We start from the raw sequence: 21895 nt of genomic DNA, 5'->3' as shown, positions 1-21895 counted from the left end.
TTGACGGGCGGTAATCAGGGGTGGGTCCGGGGGTTTCCGGAGGTATCCGGCATACGCCGCACATTAGGTTCGTCTGCCATGAAACGGATGACGGGTGCGGCAGCCGCCGCTGTGGTTGTGCTGGTGGGGATGGCCGCTCCGGCCTTGGCGATGTCTGGCGGAAAGCCCGTCACCGAGCTGCCGGACCAGGATCAGGCGCCCTGGGTCGCCACGCTCGCGTATGACGTGGACGCCCCGTTGCTCCAGCGCGCAGGCTGTGGCGCCGTCCTGATCGCTCCAGACAGGGTGCTCACCGCCGGGCACTGTGTCGATCGCATCGATCCCAGCGGCATCGACGTCCATCTCAACGCCCGCGTCCTGTCGAAGGACGAAGGTGAGAAGCGCGGCGTCAGCGGCATCTCCGTCCTGTCCGGCTACAAGATCCTGCCCTCGCCGGTCAGCCCCGACGACCCGAACCAGGCGAGCGCGCGCAACGACCTCGCCGTCATCTTCCTCGACAAGCCGGTCACCGACATCCAGCCGGTCCCGATCGCCGCCCAGCGTCCCCGGCCGAAAGAAGTCGTCTCGATGTACTCGCACGGCACCACCGGCAGCGCTGCCCCCGGCAAGCCGTTCCGCGACGACATCCTCGCCCGCGGCGACCTGTCCGCGCTCGGCAACGAGGCCTGCCACCGGTCGACCCCCGCCGAGGTCGACACCGCGACCGTGATGTGCGCCCAGGACCTGCTCGGCCCGCGTACGATCACCGGCTGTTACCTCGACAGCGGCAGCCCCGCCGTGGTCGGCGCCGGTAAGCCTGACAAGTACGGCAATCCCGGCGGAGCCGGCCAGCCCGAACTAGTCGGCGTGTTCAGCTTCGGCGGCGAGACCGCGAACAAGAAGTGCGGCGAGGCCTCGCCCGCGTACTTCGCCGACGCCGCGACGTTCCGCAAATGGGCATACGCCCCCTTCCTGCTCCGCCAGCCCTACCCCTCCAAGGCCGCCGAGATCACCGGCGACGTCGAGGCCGGCCGGACGGTCCGCTGCGCCAGCCCGAAGTGGAGCCTGCGCAACGGCCTGCCCCCGGTGAGCGTGAAGACCCACTGGGTCACGGTCACCTACCAGGGCCCGTGGCCGTCCTACGAGCCGATCCCCGGCGCGACCAAGCGGAAGCTCGACCTCGACCCCGGCCTGGACGGCAAGGAGATCGCCTGCCAGGTCGTCGCCAGCAACCCCGGAGGCACTACGCAGGTAACCTCGCCCTCGCGCTGGGTAGGTCAGCCATAAAGCCATCAGCCCGCACCACGCCCGCTGAGCGAACAGAGTCCAGGTCGCGTACAGGGTCGTACGCAATAGTGTCCAAGTGAAACCATTGCCCGGCCTGGGGCATCTGTGTGGTTGTGGACGAGGGATTCGCGTCAGCGCTGGTCGCGTGACAGAATCTCGGCGGGTGAATCCCGTTGACGTCCGGACGAGCAGGGCAAGGGGCTGTGACGTGGAAGCTGTGCGGGGTGTAACGAAGCGATGACGGCCATCGACATAATCGACGGTGAAGTACGCGAGACGGTTCGCCGGCAGGCACTGGATCCGCTGAAAGAGCCGAACGCCGTCCGGCGGATCATCGACGACACGATCTTGCGGTACGATGAGCGCACGCTCACTCAGACGCTGCCTCCCCTCGGCGACCCGAGGGAGATCGCCCGCGAGGTCTTCAACGCGATCGCCGGGTTCGGCCCGCTGCAGAAATACCTCGACGACCCCAGCATCGAAGAGATCTGGATCAACGAGCCGTCCAAGGTGTTCATCGCCCGCGGCGGGCGCAGCGAGCTCACCACGACCGTGCTCACCGCCGACGAGGTACGCGACCTGGTCGAGCGCATGCTGAAGACCACCGGTCGCCGGATCGACTTCTCGACGCCGTTCGTCGACGCGATGCTGCCCGACGGCAGCCGGCTGCACGTCGTGATCCCCGACATCACGCGCACGCACTGGGCCGTCAACATCCGGAAGTTCGTGGTCCGTGCCACGCACCTGGAAGACCTGGTGCAGCTCGGCACGCTGTCGGCTCAGGGCGCCGCGTTCCTGGAGGCCTGTGTCGTCGCGGGTCTCAACGTCCTGGTCGCCGGCGGCACTCAGGCCGGCAAGACCACGCTGCTCAACTGCCTCTGCGCGGCCGTCCCGCCGCGCGAGCGCGTGATCAGCTGTGAAGAGGTCTTCGAGATCAAGGTGCCGCTGCCCGACTGGGTGCCGATGCAGACCCGCCAGTCCAACCTCGAGGGCACCGGTGAGATCCGCCTGCGCAACCTGGTCAAGGAGGCGCTGCGAATGCGCCCCAGCCGGGTGATCGTCGGCGAGGTCCGGGCCGAGGAGTGCCTCGACCTGCTGATCGCGCTCAACTCCGGCCTGCCCGGCATGTGCACGATCCACGCCAACTCCGCCCGTGAGGCGATCACCAAGATGTGCACGCTTCCGCTGCTCGCCGGCGAGAACATCGGTTCACGGTTCGTCGTTCCGACCGTGGCCGGCGCCGTCGACATCGTGGTGCACACCCAGCTGATCGAGAGCGGACGCCGCCGCGTCCGCGAGATCTGCGCTGTCCCTGGCCGGGTCGAGGGCGACGTCATCGAACTCGAGCCGATTTTCATCCTGCGCAACGAACGCCTGATCCGGGCCGACGGCTACCCGCCGCACCCCGACCGGTTCGAGCGCATCGGCTACGACCTGTCCCGGCTGCTTGCCCCACGCTTTGAGGGAGCTGCCTGATGGGCATACTCCTCGGCCTGTTCTTCGGGCTGGGCCTGGTCCTGATCATCCGGACGTTCCTGAAGTCTTCGCCGAAGCCCGAGAAGATCGCCTCGCGGACGGTGAGCCAGCGCCTGGAGGAGCTGCTGGCGCAGGCCGGTGTCGAGGCCGTCACGCCCGGCCAGCTGCTGGGCGCCTGCATCGGCGTCGGCCTGACCATCTTCATCGCGCTGCTGGCGATCTCCCGGGCCTGGCCGATCGCGTTGCTGTTCGGGCTCGGCTCGGCCTACATCCCGCTGTTGCTCGTACGCATGCGGGCCCGCGCCCGCCGGCAGGAGCTGCGCGAGCTGTGGCCCGACGTCGTGGACAACCTCGCTTCCAGCGTCCGCGCCGGCCTGTCGCTCGGTGAGGCTCTCACCCAGATCGGCGTCCGCGGGCCGGACGCGCTGCGCCGGCCGTTCCAGCGCTTCGCCGAGGAATACCGCGCGACCGGCCGGTTCAACGACTGCCTCGACTCACTGAAGAACCGCCTGGCCGACCCGGTCGGCGACCGGATCATCGAGTCGATCCGGCTCGCTCGTGAGGTCGGTGGCAGCGACCTCGGCCGGCTGCTGCGCACGCTGTCGGCGTTCCTGCGGGAAGACATCCGTACCCGCTCGGAGCTGGAGGCGCGCCAGTCGTTCACGGTCAACGGCGCCCGGGTGGCGATCGCCACGCCGTTCGCCGTGCTGATCTTCATGGCGTTCCAGCCTGATCTCGTGTCGGCCTACAACTCCTTCGCCGGGTTCATCGTGCTCGGCATCGGAGTCGGCCTGATGACCCTGGCCTACCGCGTCATGCTGCGGATCGGCCGGCTGCCGGAGGAGAAGAGGGTGCTGCGATGAGCTTCACCGGTGCGTTGCTGGGCGTGCTCGTCGGCCTCGGTCTGTACTTCCTGATCGTCCGCGTTCCCGCGATGCGGAAGGTCAAGCTCGACGACCGGCTCGGCCCGTACGTTCGCGACGCGGTCAACCCCGCCGGACTCGACTTCACCGACAGCACGTTCACGCCGTTCCCCACGCTCGAGCGGATCCTGCGGCCCTACTTCCGTTCCGGCGCGACCACGCTGGAGCGGGTGCTCGGCGGCGGCAAGGCCATCCGCCGGCGGCTGATGCAGGCGGGTGTCGAGACCACCCTGGAGGAGTTCCGGGTCGAGCAGCTGATCTGGGGCGCGGTCTGCTTCGGGCTGGCGCTGGCGATCACGCTGATCGGGCTGCTCAGCCGCGGGCTCTCGGCGATCCCGCTGCTGCTGGTCTGTGTCGGCGCGTTCATCCTCGGCCCACTGCTGCGCGACCGCCAGCTCGCCCGTCAGATCGTCAAGCGCGAGCAGGCGATGATCGCGGAGTTCCCGACGATCGCCGACATGCTCGCGCTGTCGGTGACCGCCGGCGAGGGCCCGATCGGCGCGCTGGAGCGGGTCGCCAAGGTCAGCAAGGGCGAGCTGGCCAAGGAGTTCCAGTACGCCCTGGCGGAGGCGCGTACCGGCAAGTCTCTTGTCGAGGCGCTGGAGGCGGTCGGTGACCGCACCAACCTCTCGCTGCTGGCCCGGTTCGTCGACGGGCTCGCGATCTCCGTCGAACGCGGAACCCCACTGGCGGACGTCCTGCGCGCACAGGCGGCCGACGTACGCGACGCCGGCAAGCGCGAGCTGATGGAGGCGGGCGGCAAGAAGGAGATTGGCATGATGGTGCCGATCGTTTTTCTGGTTTTGCCCGTTACCTTGCTGTTCGCGTTCTTTCCAGGCGTTATCGGACTGCAGACGTTGTCACCGTGAGAGAGGATCGGCGATGATGAGGACTATGACGAACAAATCACTGGCTGCCGCGGCGTGGGTGCACACCCGCCTGGTGACCGCGGGCCGGCGTGAGCGTGGAGACCTGGTTGGCTGGGCGTTGATCGCGGTCATGTCCCTGATCGTGGTCGGTGCGCTGTTCGCCTTCCTCGGGCCGCAGCTGCGGAACCTCCTGGAGCAGGCGCTCAACCAGGCCAGGAACAGCTACAACGGCTGATGAGCCGGCAGCGACGGCCGTCGGCCCTGATCCGGTGCTGGCGGCGTGTGACCTCGGCTGGCGCACAACGTGGAGCCGCGCCGGTCGAGTTCGCCATGGTCATGCTGGTTCTCCTCCCCTTGTTCGTGACGATCTTCCAGTTCGGATTGTTCTTGTACGTGCGCAACACGCTGGCGGCGTGTGCGCACGAGGGCGCACGGGTGGAGGCCAGCTACAACGCTCCCGCGGGTTCGGGAGACCAGGCGGCCAGCCAGTGTGCGCGGGCCGTGGTTTCCGGCAGCCTGATCGACAGCGTCAACGTCACACCGCAGAACGGGCTGGTCGTGGCCACGATCCAGGCGCGGATGCCAGGGCTGGGGTGGCTCGGCGCGTTTCCGTTCACCGTGACCGGGCGGTCGGTCCAGGAACCCAATCCGCAGGGGGCGTGAGGCTGGATGAGCGGTGGCGAGGTGCTGCGGCGGTTCCGGGCCCGCGCCCGGGCGCGGCTCGGGCTCGGGGAGCGGGGCAACGCGATCGTGGAGTTCGCGTTCCTGTCGATCCTCTTCCTGGTGCCGCTGGTCTACATCATGCTGGGCGTCTTCAACGTCCAGCGGGCGATGTACGCGACGTCGGCTGCCGCTCGCGACGCCGGACGGGCCTACACACTGGGGGCCAACACCGCCGACGCCGAGGCGTCGGCCAGGCGCGCGTTCAATCTCGCGTTCCAGGACCAGCAGCTCGATCCAGGCACCGACGGGACGCTCAAGATGACGTGTGAGGGCGGGTGCCTGCAGCCCGGCTCGGTCGCGGTCGCGACCGTCGAGGCACAGATCCCGCTCCCGTTCACCGGCATCCTGGGTGGGTACGCACCCTCGATCAACGTGTCCACCGTCCATCGGACGCCGTACGGTGAGTATCGGCAGGCGGGGCAATGAGCGGGCCAATGAGAGGCAGGCGCGGGTTGAGGCGGATCAGGCGAGGTGGCCGCGAGCGCGGAACGATCTCTCCGTTGATCATCGCGTTCGGCACCACGATCATCATGCTGCTCGTCGTCGTCACCGACGCCGCACAGCTGTGGGTCTACCAGCGCGGCCTGCACTCGCTCGCCGACGGCGCCTCGCTGGAGGCCGCCAACGCGCTCGACAAGACCAAGATCTATCAAAGTGGCGTCGGCAACGAGATCGAGCTCAGCCAGGAGCTGGCCCAGCAGTCGGTCAACGACTACATCTCGATCGCCAAGTCGGACAACGCCGCCAGCTCCGAAGGCATCCAGTGCGCGGCCGCGGTCAACGGGGCCGGCACCCAGGTGACGGTCACCTGCAACGGCAACGCCAAGCTGCCGATCATCGGTTTCGTCACCAACGGCCGCACCGAGGTTCCGGTCGAGAGCGACGCGACCGCACAGACGTTCGCGACCAACTGACAGGCGTAGCCCGCGGAGAAGTCTCCGCGACCGCGCTTTCTCCGGCTCCCAGCGACTATGCCGCCCGGAGCCGGCCCGTTCCTACGCGTAGGCTGGTGGGCTGTGGCTGGTACTGACTTCGACGGCGAGATGAAAGCGCTCGATGCGACGTTGCGCAGCATCGAGAGCGTGCTCGACCTGGACAAGATGCGTAAGCAGATCGGTGAGTTGTCGGAGGAGGCTGCTGCGCCTGACTTGTGGGGGGATCAGGCGAACGCGCAGCGGGTGACCAGCAAGCTGGCGGGGCTGCAGAACGAGCTGGAGCGGGTGGGTTCGCTGCGGCGCCGGCTGGATGATCTGGCGGTGCTGGTCGAGCTGGGCGTGGCCGAGGACGACGCCGAGACGATGGCCGAGGCGGAGAAGGAGTTGCCGGATCTTCGCCGGTCGATCGAGGCGATGGAGGTCCGTACCCTCCTGTCGGGTGAGTACGACTCCCGGGAGGCGTTGATCACGCTCCGGGCGGGCGCGGGTGGCGTCGACGCGGCTGACTTCACCGAGATGTTGATGCGGATGTATCTGCGGTGGGCGGAGCGGCACAAGTACCCGAGCGAGGTCTACGACACGTCGTACGCCGAGGAGGCCGGCATCAAGTCGGCGACGTTCGCGGTGAAGGCGCCGTATGCCTATGGCACGTTGAGTGTGGAGCAGGGTACCCATCGGCTGGTGCGGATCTCTCCGTTCGACAACCAGGGGCGCCGGCAGACGTCGTTCGCGGGGGTCGAGGTGGTTCCGGTACTGGAGCAGACGGACGAGATCGACGTGCCGGAGGAAGAGCTCCGGATCGATGTCTACCGTTCGTCGGGCCCGGGTGGCCAGAGCGTCAACACGACGGACTCCGCGGTGCGGATCACCCACTTGCCGACGGGTGTGGTCGTCGCGGTGCAGAACGAGAAGAGCCAGATCCAGAACCGCGCGACGGCGATGAACATCCTGAAGGCGAAGCTGCTGGCGTTGAAGAAGGCGGAGGAGCGGGCCAAGATCGACGCGTTGCGCGGTGACGTGGCGGGCTCGTGGGGTGATCAGATGCGGTCGTACGTTCTGCATCCGTATCAGATGGTCAAGGATCTGCGCACCGAGCACGAGGTGTCCAACCCGCAGGCCGTCTTCGACGGCGCGATCGACGACTTCATCGAGGCCGGCATCCGCTGGCGCAAAACGGGCGAAACCGAACCAAAGAACTAACCGGCCGGCATCCCGGTCTTCGCCGTCTGCCTGGCCGCGGTACTGAGTCCGGTCGGTGTCGATCACCCGATCCTGGCGATGCCGCTGGCCGCCGCCGCGATCGGTGCAGAAACGGTCGTGGTCACCCTCGTCGTCGACGGGCTGGCGGCGGCGATCAGTCACTTAGCGTCATAAGCCCCGCGTCTGGGCAACTGCGACCACGTCATGGCCGGGCAACGTAAACTGCCCTGCTGTGATCCGCTTCGAGAACGTGAGCAAGGTCTATGACGGGCAGAAACGCCCGGCTTTGGGCGATGTGTCGGTAGATGTCGAGAAGGGGGAGTTCGTCTTCCTGGTGGGCACCTCCGGGTCCGGCAAGTCGACCTTCCTCAAGCTCGCTCTGCGTGAGCTCAAGCCGTCCCGCGGCCGGGTCTTCGTCGCCGGTAAGGAGCTGTCCAGACTCGCCAACTGGAAGGTCCCGCGCCTGCGCCGGCAGATCGGTACGGTGTTCCAGGACTTCCGGTTGCTGCCCAACAAGTCCGTCTTCGAGAACGTCGCGTTCGCGCTGCAGGTGATCGGGCGGCCGCGGCGGCAGATCGCCGACTGGGTGCCGCAGGTGCTGGAGCTGGTCGGCCTCGACGGCAAGGAGCAACGCATGCCCGACGAGCTGTCCGGTGGTGAGCAGCAGCGGGTGGCGATCGCCCGGGCGTTCGTCAACAAGCCGATGATCCTGATCGCCGACGAGCCGACCGGAAACCTCGACCCGACGACCTCGGTCGGCATCATGAAGCTGCTGGACCGGATCAACCGTTCCGGCACCACCGTCCTGATGGCGACCCACGACGCCAGCATCGTGGACCAGATGCGCAAGCGGGTGATCGAGCTCGAAGGCGGCAAGCTGGTCCGCGACCAGTCCCGCGGCGTCTACGGCTACCAGAGCTAAATCCCAGAGGAAGACTTCTTAGAGAACATGCAGATCAGGTACGCCTTCTCCGAGCTCGGTACCGGCCTCCGCCGCAACCTCACCATGACCCTCGCGGTCATCGTCACGGTGTGGGTCTCCCTCGTGCTGTTCGGCCTCGGCGCGCTCATTCGTTCCGAGGTGAGCCTCGCCAAGGGCTTCTGGTACGACAAGGTGCAGATCGCGGTCTACATGTGCAACGACACCCAGGTGTCGGAGTCGTGCGCGGACGGAGCGGTCACCTCAGCCCAGAAGGACGACATCAGGCGCACGCTCGACGGCAACAAGGAAGTCAGGAAGGTCTACTTCGAAAGCCAGCAGGTGGCCTTCAACAACTACAAGGAGATGTACAAGGACTCCTCGACGTCGGACTTCGTCCGGGTCGGCGACATGCAGGAGTCGTACCGAGTGGGGTTGAAGAACCCACAGGAGTACGAAAGCGTCGTGTCGGCGGTGCAGGGCCTGCCCGGTGTGGAGTCGGTGTGGGACTCGCGCGAGATGCTCGAGCCACTGTTCAAGGGACTGAACGGCCTCCAGTGGATGTCGATGGGCTTGGCACTCGGGCTGCTGGTCGCGGCCGTGCTGCAGATCGGCAACACGATCCGGCTGATCGTCTTCAGCCGACGGCGTGAGATAGGCATCATGCGGCTGGTCGGTGCGTCCAACCTGTACATCCAGCTGCCGTTCATCGTCGAGAGCATCGTGGCCGCGCTCATCGGTGCCGCGCTGGCGTGCCTGACGCTGTCGTTCACGCCGTTCCTCACCAGCCGGCTGCGCGGCGACATCAAGCTGGTGCCCTGGATCGGCTGGGACGAGACGCTCACGACGATGCCGATCCTCGCGGGCCTCGGCATCCTGATGGCTGTGGTGGCGTCGGCCGTGACACTGCGGAAGTACCTCAACATCTGACGTCCGACCGCCGGCCAGCGCGTGTCCGTTACAGGACGTGCACCGCGACACGCGCGGTGTGAGCGTTATGACCAGGTCCTCGCGTGGGTAGTGCTTATTCTCGGCAGAGAGTACGCCCGGAAGGAGCGGGCGGGATGGGCCGTTGCGGCCGCAGGCCGCGGGGCCGGATGAGCACAGTGAGGTGGCGCTTGTGGTGTTGCGTGGCGTATCCCGTAAGGCAGTGGCGCTCGTCGCAGCCCTCATCGCGTGTGGCGTCGCCGCCGGCGCGCTGGCGGTCGTCGGCGAGCCGCAGGCACAGGCCAAGCCGAAGGACGATCTGAAGAAGGTCGAGCGCCAGCTCCACGGCGCGAAAGAGGATCTCGACGAGTCGTCGGCCGATCTCAAGCAGGCCACGACCGCCCTGCGCTCGGCCGAGGTGCAGCTCGGCACTGCCCGCAAGAAGCTCGCCGACGTGCACGGACGACTGGTCGCCGCCAAGGCGAGGGACCGGGCGTCGGCCAAGGCGCTGCAGGCGGCCCAACACGCCGTCGACAAGGCCAAGGCCGAGCTCGCCGACGCCGAGCAGAAAGTACGCGACCAGCGCCGCCAGATCGGCGCGTTCGCCAACGCCACGTACCAGCAGCGCAACGTCGACGACATCACCGCGATCCTCGCCAGCGGCGATCCGCAGGAACTGGTCGACCGGATGCAGATGGTCGACAGCATCACCGCGAGCCAGGCCGACGCGCTCGAACGCTTCAACGCCCTGCGCGCCGACGTCGCGTCCCGCAAGGCCGCGCTCGAGGTGCTCGAGCAGCGCGCCGAGCAGCGCCGGGCCGAGGCGGCCGCCAACCTCGTCCGGATGCGCGAGCTCGAACGCCAGGCCAAGCAGGCCGAGGCCAAGGTCGAGCAACTGGTCGCCGACCGGCACGCTGCCCGGCAGGCCGCCCAGCGCGCCAAGGCCGACGACGAACGCCGCTACGACGCGCTGGTCGCCGAGCGCGGCCGGATCCAGCGCATGCTCGCCGAGATCGCACGCAAGGAAGCCGCCGCCGAACGCGAACGGCAGCGCCGCGAGCGCGAACGCGAACGCCGCGAGCGTGACAACGGCGGCGACAACGGCGGTGGCAACGACGACTCCGGCGGTGGTGGCGACGGCGGCAGTGGCCTGTCGTACCCCGTCTCCGCCCCGATCACCTCGCCGTACGGCATGCGCTTCCACCCGGTCCTCCACCGCTGGAAGCTGCACGACGGCACCGACTTCGGCGCCGGCTGTGGCACGCCCGTCCACGCTGCCGCCGGTGGCCGGGTGATCGCGCGCTACTACAACGCCGGCTACGGCAACCGCGTGCTGATCTCGCACGGCTGGATGAGCGGCAAGTCCACGGTGACTGCCTACAACCACCTGTCCGGCTACGCCGTGCACGTGGGCGAGCGGGTCAGCCGCGGCGAGACGGTCGGCTACGTCGGCACCACCGGCTACTCCACCGGCTGCCACCTGCACTTCATGGTCTATCGCAACGGCTCCACCGTGAACCCGATGTACTTCCTCTAGCCTCCTGCCAAAAGAACTGGCGCGAGCGAAAGATCCGGGTGGATCCTGTTCAGCACACGACGCCTCACCAAGATCTTTCGTCGTGCTAGCCCAGGGGGATTACCCCCTGGAACCCCCACGAGGGAAGATAGAGGGATGGTCAAGGAGAAGGGCCGCAAGGCGGTGGCCACCAACCGCCGCGCGCGATACGAGTACCACATCGAGGAGACGTTCGAAGCGGGTCTCGTCCTGACCGGCACCGAGGTGAAGTCGCTGCGGGCCGGGCTGGCGAACCTGTCCGAGGCGTATGCCCTGATCATGAACGGCGAGGCCTGGCTGCAGCAGGCCCACATCCCCGAGTACTCCCACGGCACCTGGACCAACCACTCCGCCCGTCGCAGCCGCAAGCTGCTGCTCCACCGCAAGGAGATCGACCGGCTGCAGAGCGCCACCCAGGAGAAGGGCCTCACGCTGGTCCCGCTCTCGCTCTACTTCTCCGACGGCCGCGCCAAGGTCGAGATCGGGCTCGCCCGAGGCAAGAAGTTCTACGACAAGCGCCAGGCGATCGCCAAACGCGAGGCCGACCGCGACGCGGCCCGCTCGCTGGCCGACGCCCGCAAGGCCCGCCGCTGACGCGCGAGCGACCTTCCGCCGTTCCACGACAGGTCGCCCAGCGGCTCGTCCGACGGCGGCGGCCACTCCTGGTAGCTGCGGGCGCCCGGCCGATCGGTTAGCCTCTCGTCGTATGCGTGGGGTTTTGCGACTTTTGGCCGGTGCCGGTGTGCTGTTGCTCGGGCTGCTGTGGTGCGCCGGCGGCGCGCAAGCCGCCGACAACGAGCGGATCCGGCAGTACGACGTCGAGTTCGGCATCCGGCATGACGGCCAGTTCACGGTCGACGAGACGATCGAGTACGACTTCGGGGCGCAGTACAAGCACGGCATCACCCGCGACATCCCCAACCGGGAAGAGGCCCGTGACGGCCAGGACCGGATCTGGGGAATCGAGGACATCAAGGTCAGCAGCCCCAGCGGTGCACCGGCCGACCTCGAGGTCGACGACGATGACGACGAGATCCACCTGCGGATCGGCGACGAGGACAAGACCATCAACGGCCGGCAGACGTACAAGATCAGCTACGTCGTGACCGCCGGGCTGAACGCGTTCGACGACCACGACGAGCTGTACTGGGACGCGATCGGAACCGCCTGGTCCGTACCGATCGACCAGGCGAACGTCACCGTGCACGCGCCCGGCGGGATCAACCGCGTCGCCTGCTTCACCGACGACTGGAAGAACGACGATCGCTGCGCCTCGGCGAAGGTCGTCGGCCCGCAGACCGCGACGTTCGCCCAGAAGGACGTCAGCACCTGGGACGGGTTGACGATCGTCGTCGGCCTGGCCAAGGGAGTGGTGAACGTTCCGGCGGCGCACCTGGTCGACTCCAACAACCGCACCGGCGGGCCGATCGGCGAGCTGGCGGCGACCACGGGTCCGTTGCAGTACGGCCTCGGCGGCGGTATCGCCATCCTGGCGATGGTGTTCGCGGGTGTGTCGTACTGGCGGAACGGCCGCGACCAACGAACGTATGACGTTCCGCTCGGCATGAAGGCGGCCGTCGCGCCGGAGTTCAGCCCGCCGGAGAACGTCCAGCCCGGCCTCGCCGGCACGCTGATCGACGAGAAGGCATCCGGCGTCGAGGTCTCCGCGACGGTCGTGCATCTGGCGGTCCGCCGCTACCTGCGGATGGAGGAGATCCCCGCGCCGAACTTCTGGAGCAACCGCGACTGGAAGCTCACGAAGCTTCCGGCCCCGTCCAACGACCGCGTCACCGCGTACGAACGAAAGCTGCTGGACCGCATCTTCGCCGGCAAGCTGGAGGAGGTGAAGCTGTCGGATCTCAAGTACAGCTTCGCGGGGACGTACCGCCAGCTGATCGACGACTTCTACCGCGAGATGGTTTCGAAGGGCTGGTACCGCAAGGATCCGAACCGCGCCCGGGCCGGCTGGAGGGTCGGCGGCATGACGCTGCTGATCGCCGGCGGCATCCTCGCCGGCGCGTCGGTCGGCAACGGTCAACTCGGGCTGGCGTTGCTGTTCGGCGGCTTCGCGGTGGCCGGGCTGATCCTGCGGCTTTCGGCGCGGGCGATGCCGGGGCGTACGGCGAAGGGCTCGGAGATGCACCAACGAGTGCAGGGATTCAAGCGCTACCTCGAGACCGCGGAGGCCGACCAGCTCCAGTTCGAGGCGACCGAGGACATCTTCTCGCGCTACCTGCCGTACGCCATGGTGTTCGGCGTGGTCGACAAGTGGGCGAAGGTGTTCAGCGACCTCGCGGAGAGCCGCGGCGTGAGCGGCGGCACGACGATGTACTGGTACGTCGGCTCCAGCGTCACCGACTTCGGGCACCTGGGTACGTCGATGTCGAACTTCTCCAGTGCCGCGGGCAGCACCATGTCGGCGACGCAGTCGTCCGGCGGGTCTTCCGGTGGCAGCTCCGGCTTCTCCGGCGGCTCGTCCGGCGGTGGTGGAGGCGGTGGCGGCGGGGGTTCCTGGTAACTACGCTGACGGGGCATGAGGGGGTCTCATCTTCTGTTGCCGCCGGCTCGACCGTGGCGTTCGAGCGACGGTTGCTCGGCCAGACGTTCGCTCGTGGCCGGCGGATCAACCTGGCCGGCCTCGGCTTCCCGCTCCGGCTGGAGAGAGTCGCGTCCGTCGGTAGTTCTGGACGGGCCGCCGATTCCGGCATAGGTATATGAGTGGGACCCGATCGGGAGGACTGGGGCATTGGTCAGGCAGTCGGCGACGCTCGCCATCGACGCGAGGATCCGGGCGCTGCGAGCAGGCGGCCGGCAGGTGCTCCACCTCGGCTTCGGTGAGGCCGGACTGCCGGTCCTCCCGGAGGTCGCGGACGTGCTGGCCGCGGCCGCGCGGCGATCGGGCAGCAACTCCTACGGCAAGGTCGCGGGCTCGGAGTCCGCGCGGGCGGCCGCCGCTGGGTACTTCACCCGGCGCGGGCTGCCGACCGATCCTGATCAGATCATCTACGCACCGGGGAGCAAGGCCCTGCTGTTCGCGTTGCTGGCCGCCATCCCGGGCGACGTGGTGCTGCCCCGGCCGAGCTGGGTGAGCTACGCCGCGCAGGCGTCGCTAGCGGGCAAGGCGGTGATCTCGGTGCCGATCGCCGCGGAGGCGGGTGGCGTACCCGACCCGTCTGCGCTGGACTCTGCGCTGTCTGCCGCGGCTGCGGCCGGTCGTACACCTGGCGCCTTGGTGCTCACGACACCGGACAACCCCACGGGCACGATCGCGGGTGCCGCGCTGATGCGCGCGGTGGTCGAGGTGGCGGAGCGGCACGGCCTCTGGATAGTGAGCGACGAGATCTACCGGGACCTGGCGTACGAGCCGCGCTCGGTGACCAGCCCGTCGGGGCTGCTGCCGTCGCGTACGGTTGTGACGACCGGCCTGTCGAAGGCGATGGCCCTCGGCGGCTGGCGGATCGGCCTGGCCCGGCTGCCGGTGGGCGCTTCTGCCTTGCGGGAGGAGCTCATCGGGATCGGCAGCGAGGTCTGGTCGAGCCTTGCGGTGCCGATGCAACAGGTGGCAGAACACGTCCTCGCCGAACCGCCGACGATCACGACCCACGTCGCGGCTTCCCGCCGCCTGCACGCGTCGGTCGCGCGAGCGGTCTACGACAGCTTCCTGGCAGCAGGTGCCTCGTGCCGACCACCGCGGGGCGCGTTCTACCTGTACCCGGACCTCGAGTCGTTCCGCTCCGGCCTCCCGCACCAGGTCACCCAGGACGCCTCGATGTTCACCGACTACCTGCTGGACCACTACGGCATCGGCGTCCTGACCGGGGCCGCCTTCGGCGACGATCCGAGCGCCCTCCGCTTCCGGGTAGCCACGAGCCTCCTCTACGGCGAAACGGACGAGGAACGCTGGGCCGCCCTGGAGTCGGAGGACCCACTGGCGATCCCCTGGATCGCCGACTCCCTCAGCCGCCTGCGGTCCGCCCTGGCCGAACTCCGTCAAGAAGCCGGCTCCTGAGCCACACCCGCCCAGCCAATCAACGCCTGGCACCTGCCCGCCGCGGTGCATCACCCCCGCGTCCCGCAACCTGCCGCTGTGCGCCGGCCAGCGTGAATGCGTCCGCGCGAGCACATCCGCCGTGCACCCGCGCCCGCGATGGCTGAGGTCGCCGCCACCGGCGGAGCTTGTGCGGACACCGACCCCGCCACCGGGTTGGGCCGTGCCGCCGCCAGTGGACTTGCGCTGCCGCCGGACAGCCGCCGAGCCGGGCCGCCCTGACGTTGCGCTGCGACCGGCTGGGCCATGCAGCTATCGGGCCGAGCTGCCCTGGCCTGCCGCCAGCGGAGCCGCGCGGCCGACCCGCTGCGACCGGCGGAGGTGAGCAGCCGTCGCGGCGATCGGCTGGCCATGCCGCCATCGAGCCGAGCCGACCTGCCACCTATCGGCCACCGGCAGACCCTGCCCATCGACCGCGGCGCCGTGCCGGCTTGACTGTGCTGTCGCCAGGTCGCACTGCCTCCTGCGGAGCTCCGCTGCCGCCGCGTTCTCGCAGGCGGAGCATGCTCTCGTCGACTGGGTTCCGCTGCCGTCACGCTGCCGAGCCGTGCTGCTAGCGCCGGGACTGGCGGGCCGCTGCCGCGCCACTACCGGCTGGCGATGTGCCAGCCGAGCCGAGCTGCCACCGACCTGCCACCGGGGGAGCTGCGTCGGCGGGCCGCGCTGCCGCCGCGCCGGGTGGCGCTTCCGCCAGGTAGCGCTGCCGCAGAGTTCCGCTGCCACCTGCGGAGCTGCGCCGTCGTTGTGCTGCCACCGGCGGGGCCACTGCCCGTCGACCTGTCGCCATGCCGGGGCCGGACCGCGTTGTCGCCGGGCCACCGTCCCCGCCGGCCGATCGCTGCGGCGGACTCCCGAGCGCGCCGGCACGGTTGAGTAGCGCGACAGTCGCCCGTTAGGGATTTGTACTCATGTGATCACATACGGTCAGATCAGAGGCTGGGCGCATGCCGACTCCGATCCTGGCCGCCGCCCTCTGTTGTGGGGTTGTCGCGGGCGCAGCTGCCGCCTGGCGGCGGATCGGCATGCTGCGCGATGTCGACGGTCATCCGTTGTCGCGGCTGACTCATCAGCTGGCAGGCCGCGCCCTCCTTCCACCGGCGACGGCTGCGGGCTCGATCGTCGTGCTGGCGGCGTTCGACGCGCCGTACCCATGGCTCGTCCCGCCCGTGAGTGCGCTGACCGTACTCGTCCTCGGCGTCCTCCTTCGCCGCCTGATCGGCCTGGCTCGCGAGGTCGCGAGGGCCCGCGAGGAGCTGGTCGGCCTACTCGCGTACGGCGCCGCCATCTGCGCCTGGACCTGGCTCCTCACCCCGAACACCCCGGCCACCGCAACGCGCGCCGCGGCCGCCACCCTCGCCTGCCTGGTCGCCGTCGAGTGGGTGTTCGCCCGCCCGCTCGATCTCGCCGTACGCTGCCGCGAGATCGCGTCGACCGGCCTCGTCCCCGTGCTGCTGAGCGACCCGGCCTGGCGGATCGACCACGTGGACGTACTCCCGGACCGCGACTCGATCTGCGTCCACTACGCCGGATCAGCGGGCACCTCGCTGTGGGTCGACCTCGTCCGCAAAGGCGCCGTCGACGCCGTGCACACCGAGCAGGTCGCCCCCGGACTGTGGCGGGTCAGCGCGACCGCCACCGTCTGCTACCTCGCGATCGTCGCCGACCAGGTGGTACGACTGGAGTTCGACCGCGGCCGTCGCAGCGATGCCGAAGCCATGCAGGTCGCGAGCGGGATGCGCCCGGTTTCCGCCCGTGAGCTGGCCAGACGCGAGCAGGACGAGGGCCGTGACGGTCGGTAGTCCAGTACGAGGGCGACTGCGTTTCGTCTCCGCGCGAACGTCTGGCACAATGGGCGGTCGAATCCGCTGGTCGCGCGCCCTCTAACCCGTGGCCTGCCGGGTCCACCCGAGTGGTCCGCGCCGCACCCCCACGCGGCACGCGGCGGCTCACCCACCTAAGACCATAGGAGACACCACACCCGTGGCCGTCAAGATCAGGCTGAAGCGCATGGGCAAGATCCGTGCGCCTTACTACCGCATCGTCGTCGCCGACTCTCGTACGAAGCGGGACGGCAAGACGATCGAGGAGATCGGCAAGTACCACCCGAAGACCGACCCGAGCCACATCGAGGTCGACTCCGAGCGCTGCCAGTACTGGCTGTCGGTCGGCGCGCAGCCGAGCGAGCCGGTGCTCGCGATCCTGCGCAAGACCGGCGACTGGCAGAAGTTCAAGGGCGAGGACGCTCCGGCGCCGCTGCTCCAGCCGAAGCCGAAGGCCGACAAGCGTTCGCTGTTCGACGAGGCTCTGCGCGAGGCGCACTCCGAGCCCGAGGGCGAGGCCGTCAGCCAGAAGCGCACGAAGAAGTCGGCTGAGAAGAAGGCCGACAAGAAGGCCGATGCCCCCAAGGCCGCCGCCGAGGAGACTCCGGCTGCCGCTGAGGAGACCCCGGCCGCCGCTGAGGAGAAGCCGGCTGCCGAGGGCGAGGCCTGAGCATGATCCCCGAGGCCCTCGAGCACCTCGTTCGCGGCATCGTCGCCCACCCGGACGACGTTCACGTGCGTATGCGGGAGCTTCGGCGCGGCCGGTCCTACGAGGTTCGCGTGCACCCGGACGACTTCGGCCGGGTCATCGGCCGTCGTGGCCGGACCGCGCAGGCGATCCGCACCGTACTGGCCGCGCTCGACAAGGGCCGCAGCGTCCGCATCGACTTCATCGAAGTGGCCGCTCGCTAGATCGTGCCTGCAAAGAGGACCGGTTAAGCGTCGAGCGCCAGGTCATATTTGGGAGGCACGATCCAGGATGGAACTCGTCGTCGGACGAGTGGGCCGGGCGCACGGGCTGACCGGTGAGGTCGCGGTCGACGTCCGTACCGACCAGCCAGAGCTACGTTTCGTCCCCGGTGTGCAGCTGCGCACCGGGGACGAACGCGTGCTCACCATCGACACCCTCCGCTGGCACCAGGACAAGCTGCTGATCCGGTTCGACGGATGCGACGACCGGACGGACGCCGAGAACCTCCGCGGCCTCGAGCTGCTGGTCGACGTATCCGACGACGAGCGCCCGGACGATCCCGAGGAGTTCTACGACCACCAGCTGGTCGGCCTGGCCGCCGTGACCGTCGACGGCGTCGCGCTCGGTGAGGTCCGCGAGGTCCTGCACCTGCCGATGCAGGACGTGCTGGCCGTACGCACCGAGCAGGGCGGCGAGGTGCTCGTTCCGTTCGTCAGCGACATCGTGCCCGAGGTCGACCTGGACGGCCGCCGCCTGCTCGTCGATCCGCCCGAGGGCCTGCTGACCAGCGAAGACGCCACACCATGAAGATCGACGTCGTATCGATCTTTCCCGACTACCTCGCCCCACTCCAGCTCTCGCTGGTCGGCAAGGCGGTCTCGTCCGGGCTGGTCCAGCTGTCCGTCCACGACCTGCGCGACTGGACGCACGACCGGCACCGAACGGTCGACGACACACCGTACGGCGGCGGCGCGGGCATGGTCATGCGGCCCGAACCCTGGGGCGAGGCGCTGGACGCCATCGCGCCGGCAGATGGCGACGGTCAGCCCACCCTGGTCGTGCCGACTCCCTCAGGCGTCCCGTTCACCCAGGCGCTGGCGCACGAGCTGGCCGCCGAGCCGTGGCTGTTGTTCGCCTGCGGCCGCTACGAAGGCATCGACCAGCGGGTCTTCGAGCACGCGGCGACCCGGATGCGGGTACTGGAGGTCTCGCTCGGCGACTACGTCCTGGCCGGCGGCGAAGTGGCCGTACTCGTGATCGTCGAGGCGGTGGCCCGGCTGCTGCCCGGCGTACTCGGCAACCCGGAGTCGCTCGTCGAGGAGTCGCACGCCGGGGAAGGGCTGCTGGAGTACCCCGTCTACACCAAGCCCGCCGAGTGGCGCGAACTGGCCGTACCCTCCGTACTCCTGTCCGGGCACCACGGGGAGATCGCCGCCTGGCGCAGGGAACAATCGCTGCGGCGTACGGCCGAGCGCCGGCCCGACCTGCTGCGGCCGAAGGCCTCCAAGCGTTCAGACCAGGACTGATTTCGCGGTTCTGGGGACGATGTGCGACACTTGACCGCTGGCGCCCCGACGCGTAACGCTCCTGCGCTCCTGCCACAGGGGGAGTTCGGATGCGGCGCCCGCGCTACCTGAGCACGACAAGACGAATCCACCGCGACTGGTGGTGACCTGTGGCACCACGAGGAGAGATCATGCACATTCTCGATGTCATCGACGCCGAATCGCTGCGGGACGACATTCCCAGCTTCCAGGCGGGCGACACGATCAAGGTTCACGTCAAGGTCGTGGAAGGCAGCCGGTCGCGAGTCCAGGTTTTCCAGGGTGTCTGCATCAGGCGCGCAGGCGCCAAGCTCCGCGAGACGTTCACCGTCCGTAAGGTCAGCTTCGGTGTGGGCGTCGAGCGTACGTTCCCCATGCACAGCCCGATCGTCGACAAGATCGAGGTCGTGAGCCGCGGTGACGTGCGCCGGGCCAAGCTCTACTACCTCCGTGGCCTGCGCGGCAAGGCCGCCAAGATCAAGGAGAAGCGCGAGTCGTCCGCGCGCGCCTGACGGTCTTTCCAGGTACGGGGATTAGGCTCAGCGATGAACGAACAGGAGATCGCGCCTGGTCGCGCGGAGGCCCGGAGGGATAAGACAAGGGTGCGGTCGAACGACGAGAACGACAAGCCTGACTCCGGCAGTGGTGGTGGCAAGTCCAAGGCCCACCGCGGCAAGGAGCGTTCCTTCTGGCGCGAGCTCCCGATTCTGATCATCGTGGCGCTCGGGCTGGCCTTGTTGATCAAGACCTTCCTGATCCAGGCGTTCTACATCCCGTCCGAGTCGATGGAGAACACTCTCGTTCCCAACGACCGGGTGCTGGTCAACAAGCTGGCCTATCGCCTCGGCGATGTGCAGCGTGGCGACGTGATCGTGTTCAACGGCGCCGACTCCTGGCAGGAGATCACGATCCCCGAGCCGGAGAACGCCGTGAGCGGCGTCCTGCGTAAGGCCGGCGAGCTGTTCGGTTTCGCGCCGATCGGTGAGAAGGACTTCATCAAGCGGGTGATCGGCCTGCCCGGCGACAAGGTGAAGTGCTGCGACCCCAAGGGCCGGATCACCGTCAACGGCAAGCCGCTGTCCGAGAAGGACTACATCTATCCCGGCGACTCTCCGTCGCTGGAAAACTTCGCGGTCACGGTGCCCGAGGGCAGGCTGTGGGTGATGGGCGACCACCGCTCCGCCTCGGCCGACTCCCGGGCGCACAAGACCGATGCGGGCCAGGGCACGATCCCGATCGACCACGTGGTCGGACGCGCGTTCGTGGTGGTCTGGCCGCTCAACCGGCTGGCAGTGCTGTCCCGGCCGCCCGCGTTCGCCGAGGCCGGTCTCGCGATGGGCCCGACCGACGCCGTACCCCTCGCGGCCGTGGGGCTCGGGCTGCCGCTGACGACGGCGTTCGCGATGAGCCGGTGGCGGGGCCGTGTGCCGTGGCGGAGACGAGCTCGACGGCGTGGCTGAGGCGACGGCGGCGGGCGGCTCGGAGAAGCCGTCTGAGAAGCGCCGGAACCGTTCGTTCTGGCGTGAGCTCCCGGTGCTGGTCATCGTGGCGCTCGGGTTGGCGTTGCTGATCAAGACGTTCCTCGTCCAGGCGTTCTACATCCCGTCGGGCTCGATGGAGAACACTCTCGTTCCCAACGACCGGGTGCTGGTCAACAAGCTGGCCTATCGCCTCGGCGATGTGCAGCGTGGCGACGTGATCGTTTTCGCCGGCACCGATTCCTGGAAGGAAGAGGTGGACATCCCCGAGCCGTCCAACGCGGTGACGGGGGTCCTGCGTAAGGCGGGGGAGCTGTTCGGTTTCGCGCCGATCGGTGAGAAGGACTTCATCAAACGTGTGATCGGCCTGCCCGGCGACAAGGTGCGCTGTTGCGACACCAAGGGGCGGGTGACGGTCAACGGGAAGCCGCTGCAGGAGACCGCGTACCTCTTTCCCAGGGACAACCCGTCCGACGATCCGTTCACCGTGACGGTGCCGGCCGGGCGGCTGTGGGTGATGGGCGACCACCGTTCCGGCTCGTCCGACTCGCGGTGGCACCAGTTCGACCAGGCCAAGGGCACGATCCCGATTGATCATGTGATCGGACGAGCGTTCGTCGTCGTTTGGCCGCTGAACCGGGCCGCGGTGCTGTCGCGGCCACCGACGTACGCAGAGGCGGGGCTGTAGCGGCTCCGTGCCGTGCTGGGGGTTTGCCGATCGCGCTCCGGACGGTCTCGCGGCGGTCTCTGGGCGGCCGGTGGGTTTGTCCGTGGGGCGCGGTAACGTCCGGTGCGAGGCTTTGCTTTGGGTGAGAGTACGGCCGAGGAGGCCAGGAGGTTCCATGCGTCGTACCCGTCGGGTGGTCGTCCGACGAGAGGCCGGGTTGTACGCATATGAGCGCGCGCTGGTCCGGGCTGGGCTCGTGCCTGTCGCCGGCGTCGACGAGGCCGGGCGTGGCGCCTGCGCCGGCCCGCTGGTCGCGGGTGCGGTGATCCTGCCGGAGGGCCGCCGGGGCGAGGTCCCTGGTCTGGCCGACTCCAAGCTGCTCACCGAGCAGGCGCGCGAAGAGTGTTACGCAGAGATCATGGACCGGGCTGTGGCGTGGTCCGTGGTGTCGGCCTCGCCCGCGGAGTGCGACCGGCTGGGCATGCACCGGGTCAACGTCCAGGCGCTGCGCAGGGCCCTGTTCGCGCTGGAGACGCGGGCGTCGTACGTCCTCACCGACGGCTTCCCGGTCGACGGGCTGGGGGCGCCTGGCCTGGCGGTCTGGAAGGGCGACCGGGTGGTCGCCTGCATCGCGGCGGCCTCCGTTGTGGCGAAGGTCACGCGCGACCGCGTCATGAAGGAGCTGCACGAGCGGTATCCGGTCTACGACTTCGCGACGCACAAGGGCTACTGCACCGCTGAGCACCAGGAAGCCCTCGAGCGTCACGGTCCGTGTCCGGAACACCGCCGCTGGGACAACGTCGTACGCGCGGCGGCCGTGCGGCGCGACCGATTCGCCGGAGAGACCGGTACTG

Annotated in this window: 23 protein-coding genes and 1 pseudogene; all 24 read left to right on the top strand. The window is 68.7% G+C overall.

All coding sequences use genetic code 11. The annotated features are described in order from the left end of the window. Positions 1-78 precede the first annotated feature (78 nt). Entirely contained in the window at positions 79-1266 is a 1188-nt protein-coding gene (locus ACYVF6_RS03430; protein ID WP_460515610.1) for a S1 family peptidase, read from the top strand. Between the two features lie 237 nt (positions 1267-1503). After that, positions 1504-2742 carry a CpaF family protein gene (locus tag ACYVF6_RS03425; protein ID WP_460515608.1) on the top strand — a complete coding sequence of 413 codons (1239 nt, stop codon included), beginning with the start codon at positions 1504-1506 and terminating at the stop codon, positions 2740-2742. Then, positions 2742-3605, top strand: coding sequence for a type II secretion system F family protein (locus ACYVF6_RS03420; RefSeq protein ID WP_460515606.1), 864 nt, complete (start codon positions 2742-2744; stop codon positions 3603-3605). Before ACYVF6_RS03425 ends, ACYVF6_RS03420 begins: the two co-directional genes overlap by 1 nt. Next, positions 3602-4534, top strand: coding sequence for a type II secretion system F family protein (locus tag ACYVF6_RS03415; protein ID WP_460515604.1), 933 nt, complete (start codon positions 3602-3604; stop codon positions 4532-4534). The genes ACYVF6_RS03420 and ACYVF6_RS03415 overlap by 4 nt, the downstream gene beginning before the upstream one ends. A gap of 25 nt (positions 4535-4559) precedes the next feature. Further along, entirely contained in the window at positions 4560-4769 is a 210-nt protein-coding gene (locus ACYVF6_RS03410; RefSeq protein ID WP_460515602.1) for a hypothetical protein, read from the top strand. Continuing rightward, positions 4769-5197 carry a TadE/TadG family type IV pilus assembly protein gene (locus tag ACYVF6_RS03405; protein WP_460515600.1) on the top strand — a complete coding sequence of 143 codons (429 nt, stop codon included), beginning with the start codon at positions 4769-4771 and terminating at the stop codon, positions 5195-5197. Before ACYVF6_RS03410 ends, ACYVF6_RS03405 begins: the two co-directional genes overlap by 1 nt. A 6-nt stretch (positions 5198-5203) precedes the next feature. Then, the gene (locus ACYVF6_RS03400) at positions 5204-5683 is read left to right on the top strand and encodes a TadE/TadG family type IV pilus assembly protein (RefSeq protein WP_460515598.1); all 480 of its coding nucleotides are present in this window, start codon (positions 5204-5206) and stop codon (positions 5681-5683) included. An 8-nt stretch (positions 5684-5691) separates the two neighbouring features. Further along, the gene (locus ACYVF6_RS03395; RefSeq protein WP_460515596.1) at positions 5692-6171 is read left to right on the top strand and encodes a pilus assembly protein TadG-related protein; all 480 of its coding nucleotides are present in this window, start codon (positions 5692-5694) and stop codon (positions 6169-6171) included. Between the two features lie 102 nt (positions 6172-6273). After that, on the top strand, positions 6274-7392 hold the full coding sequence (prfB, locus tag ACYVF6_RS03390) for a peptide chain release factor 2 (RefSeq protein WP_460515594.1): 1119 nt from the start codon (positions 6274-6276) through the stop codon (positions 7390-7392). A gap of 232 nt (positions 7393-7624) precedes the next feature. Next, the gene (gene ftsE / locus ACYVF6_RS03385; RefSeq protein ID WP_460515592.1) at positions 7625-8314 is read left to right on the top strand and encodes a cell division ATP-binding protein FtsE; all 690 of its coding nucleotides are present in this window, start codon (positions 7625-7627) and stop codon (positions 8312-8314) included. 27 nt (positions 8315-8341) lie between these two features. Beyond that, positions 8342-9241: a permease-like cell division protein FtsX gene (ftsX, locus tag ACYVF6_RS03380; RefSeq protein ID WP_460515590.1), complete on the top strand. Its 900-nt coding sequence runs from the start codon at positions 8342-8344 to the stop codon at positions 9239-9241. Positions 9242-9461: 220 nt separating this feature from the next. Beyond that, on the top strand, positions 9462-10775 hold the full coding sequence (locus ACYVF6_RS03375; RefSeq protein ID WP_460515588.1) for a peptidoglycan DD-metalloendopeptidase family protein: 1314 nt from the start codon (positions 9462-9464) through the stop codon (positions 10773-10775). A gap of 135 nt (positions 10776-10910) precedes the next feature. Beyond that, entirely contained in the window at positions 10911-11387 is a 477-nt protein-coding gene (smpB, locus tag ACYVF6_RS03370) for an SsrA-binding protein (protein ID WP_460515586.1), read from the top strand. Positions 11388-11499: 112 nt separating this feature from the next. After that, positions 11500-13311: a DUF2207 domain-containing protein gene (locus tag ACYVF6_RS03365; protein ID WP_460515584.1), complete on the top strand. Its 1812-nt coding sequence runs from the start codon at positions 11500-11502 to the stop codon at positions 13309-13311. A 228-nt stretch (positions 13312-13539) separates the two neighbouring features. Further along, positions 13540-14802 carry a pyridoxal phosphate-dependent aminotransferase gene (locus ACYVF6_RS03360; protein ID WP_460515582.1) on the top strand — a complete coding sequence of 421 codons (1263 nt, stop codon included), beginning with the start codon at positions 13540-13542 and terminating at the stop codon, positions 14800-14802. A 983-nt stretch (positions 14803-15785) separates the two neighbouring features. After that, positions 15786-16640, top strand: coding sequence for a hypothetical protein (locus ACYVF6_RS03355; RefSeq protein WP_460515580.1), 855 nt, complete (start codon positions 15786-15788; stop codon positions 16638-16640). A gap of 181 nt (positions 16641-16821) precedes the next feature. Beyond that, a complete protein-coding gene (gene rpsP / locus ACYVF6_RS03350) occupies positions 16822-17331 on the top strand; it encodes a 30S ribosomal protein S16 (protein ID WP_460515577.1) in 510 nt (169 codons plus the stop codon). Between the two features lie 2 nt (positions 17332-17333). Beyond that, positions 17334-17573 (top strand): RNA-binding protein, encoded by a 240-nt coding sequence (locus ACYVF6_RS03345; protein WP_460515574.1) that lies wholly within the window; start codon positions 17334-17336, stop codon positions 17571-17573. Positions 17574-17640: 67 nt separating this feature from the next. Further along, positions 17641-18159 carry a ribosome maturation factor RimM gene (rimM, locus tag ACYVF6_RS03340; protein ID WP_460515572.1) on the top strand — a complete coding sequence of 173 codons (519 nt, stop codon included), beginning with the start codon at positions 17641-17643 and terminating at the stop codon, positions 18157-18159. Further along, positions 18156-18878, top strand: a complete 723-nt coding sequence (trmD, locus tag ACYVF6_RS03335; protein ID WP_460515569.1) for a tRNA (guanine(37)-N(1))-methyltransferase — start codon at positions 18156-18158, stop codon at positions 18876-18878. The genes rimM and trmD overlap by 4 nt, the downstream gene beginning before the upstream one ends. A gap of 170 nt (positions 18879-19048) precedes the next feature. After that, on the top strand, positions 19049-19408 hold the full coding sequence (rplS, locus tag ACYVF6_RS03330) for a 50S ribosomal protein L19 (protein ID WP_460515566.1): 360 nt from the start codon (positions 19049-19051) through the stop codon (positions 19406-19408). Positions 19409-19441: 33 nt separating this feature from the next. Further along, positions 19442-20356 (top strand): signal peptidase I, encoded by a 915-nt coding sequence (gene lepB / locus ACYVF6_RS03325; protein WP_460515564.1) that lies wholly within the window; start codon positions 19442-19444, stop codon positions 20354-20356. After that, positions 20349-21062 carry a S26 family signal peptidase gene (gene lepB / locus ACYVF6_RS03320; protein WP_460515562.1) on the top strand — a complete coding sequence of 238 codons (714 nt, stop codon included), beginning with the start codon at positions 20349-20351 and terminating at the stop codon, positions 21060-21062. Before lepB (ACYVF6_RS03325) ends, lepB (ACYVF6_RS03320) begins: the two co-directional genes overlap by 8 nt. 154 nt (positions 21063-21216) lie before the next feature. Next, positions 21217-21855, top strand: a pseudogene (locus ACYVF6_RS03315) (ribonuclease HII); the annotation flags it as partial. Positions 21856-21895: the final 40 nt, after the last annotated feature.

Source organism: Flindersiella endophytica (assembly GCF_054779015.1).
Note: the sequence above shows the minus strand (reverse complement) of the source record. Positions and strands in the feature narration are given on the sequence as shown.

Excerpts from the sequence above, each read along its gene's own strand:
- ACYVF6_RS03365 (WP_460515584.1), top strand. The coding sequence starts at position 11,500 with ATGCGTGGGGTTTTGCGACTTTTGGCCGGTGCCGGTGTGCTGTTGCTC.
- ACYVF6_RS03405 (WP_460515600.1), top strand. The coding sequence starts at position 4,769 with ATGAGCCGGCAGCGACGGCCGTCGGCCCTGATCCGGTGCTGGCGGCGT.
- smpB (WP_460515586.1), top strand. The coding sequence starts at position 10,911 with ATGGTCAAGGAGAAGGGCCGCAAGGCGGTGGCCACCAACCGCCGCGCG.
- ACYVF6_RS03410 (WP_460515602.1), top strand. The coding sequence starts at position 4,560 with ATGACGAACAAATCACTGGCTGCCGCGGCGTGGGTGCACACCCGCCTG.
- rimM (WP_460515572.1), top strand. The coding sequence starts at position 17,641 with ATGGAACTCGTCGTCGGACGAGTGGGCCGGGCGCACGGGCTGACCGGT.
- lepB (WP_460515564.1), top strand. The coding sequence starts at position 19,442 with ATGAACGAACAGGAGATCGCGCCTGGTCGCGCGGAGGCCCGGAGGGAT.
- ACYVF6_RS03430 (WP_460515610.1), top strand. The coding sequence starts at position 79 with ATGAAACGGATGACGGGTGCGGCAGCCGCCGCTGTGGTTGTGCTGGTG.
- trmD (WP_460515569.1), top strand. The coding sequence starts at position 18,156 with ATGAAGATCGACGTCGTATCGATCTTTCCCGACTACCTCGCCCCACTC.
- ACYVF6_RS03395 (WP_460515596.1), top strand. The coding sequence starts at position 5,692 with ATGAGAGGCAGGCGCGGGTTGAGGCGGATCAGGCGAGGTGGCCGCGAG.
- rplS (WP_460515566.1), top strand. The coding sequence starts at position 19,049 with ATGCACATTCTCGATGTCATCGACGCCGAATCGCTGCGGGACGACATT.
- ACYVF6_RS03415 (WP_460515604.1), top strand. The coding sequence starts at position 3,602 with ATGAGCTTCACCGGTGCGTTGCTGGGCGTGCTCGTCGGCCTCGGTCTG.
- ACYVF6_RS03425 (WP_460515608.1), top strand. The coding sequence starts at position 1,504 with ATGACGGCCATCGACATAATCGACGGTGAAGTACGCGAGACGGTTCGC.
- ftsX (WP_460515590.1), top strand. The coding sequence starts at position 8,342 with ATGCAGATCAGGTACGCCTTCTCCGAGCTCGGTACCGGCCTCCGCCGC.
- ACYVF6_RS03420 (WP_460515606.1), top strand. The coding sequence starts at position 2,742 with ATGGGCATACTCCTCGGCCTGTTCTTCGGGCTGGGCCTGGTCCTGATC.
- ACYVF6_RS03345 (WP_460515574.1), top strand. The coding sequence starts at position 17,334 with ATGATCCCCGAGGCCCTCGAGCACCTCGTTCGCGGCATCGTCGCCCAC.
- ACYVF6_RS03355 (WP_460515580.1), top strand. The coding sequence starts at position 15,786 with ATGCCGACTCCGATCCTGGCCGCCGCCCTCTGTTGTGGGGTTGTCGCG.
- ACYVF6_RS03400 (WP_460515598.1), top strand. The coding sequence starts at position 5,204 with ATGAGCGGTGGCGAGGTGCTGCGGCGGTTCCGGGCCCGCGCCCGGGCG.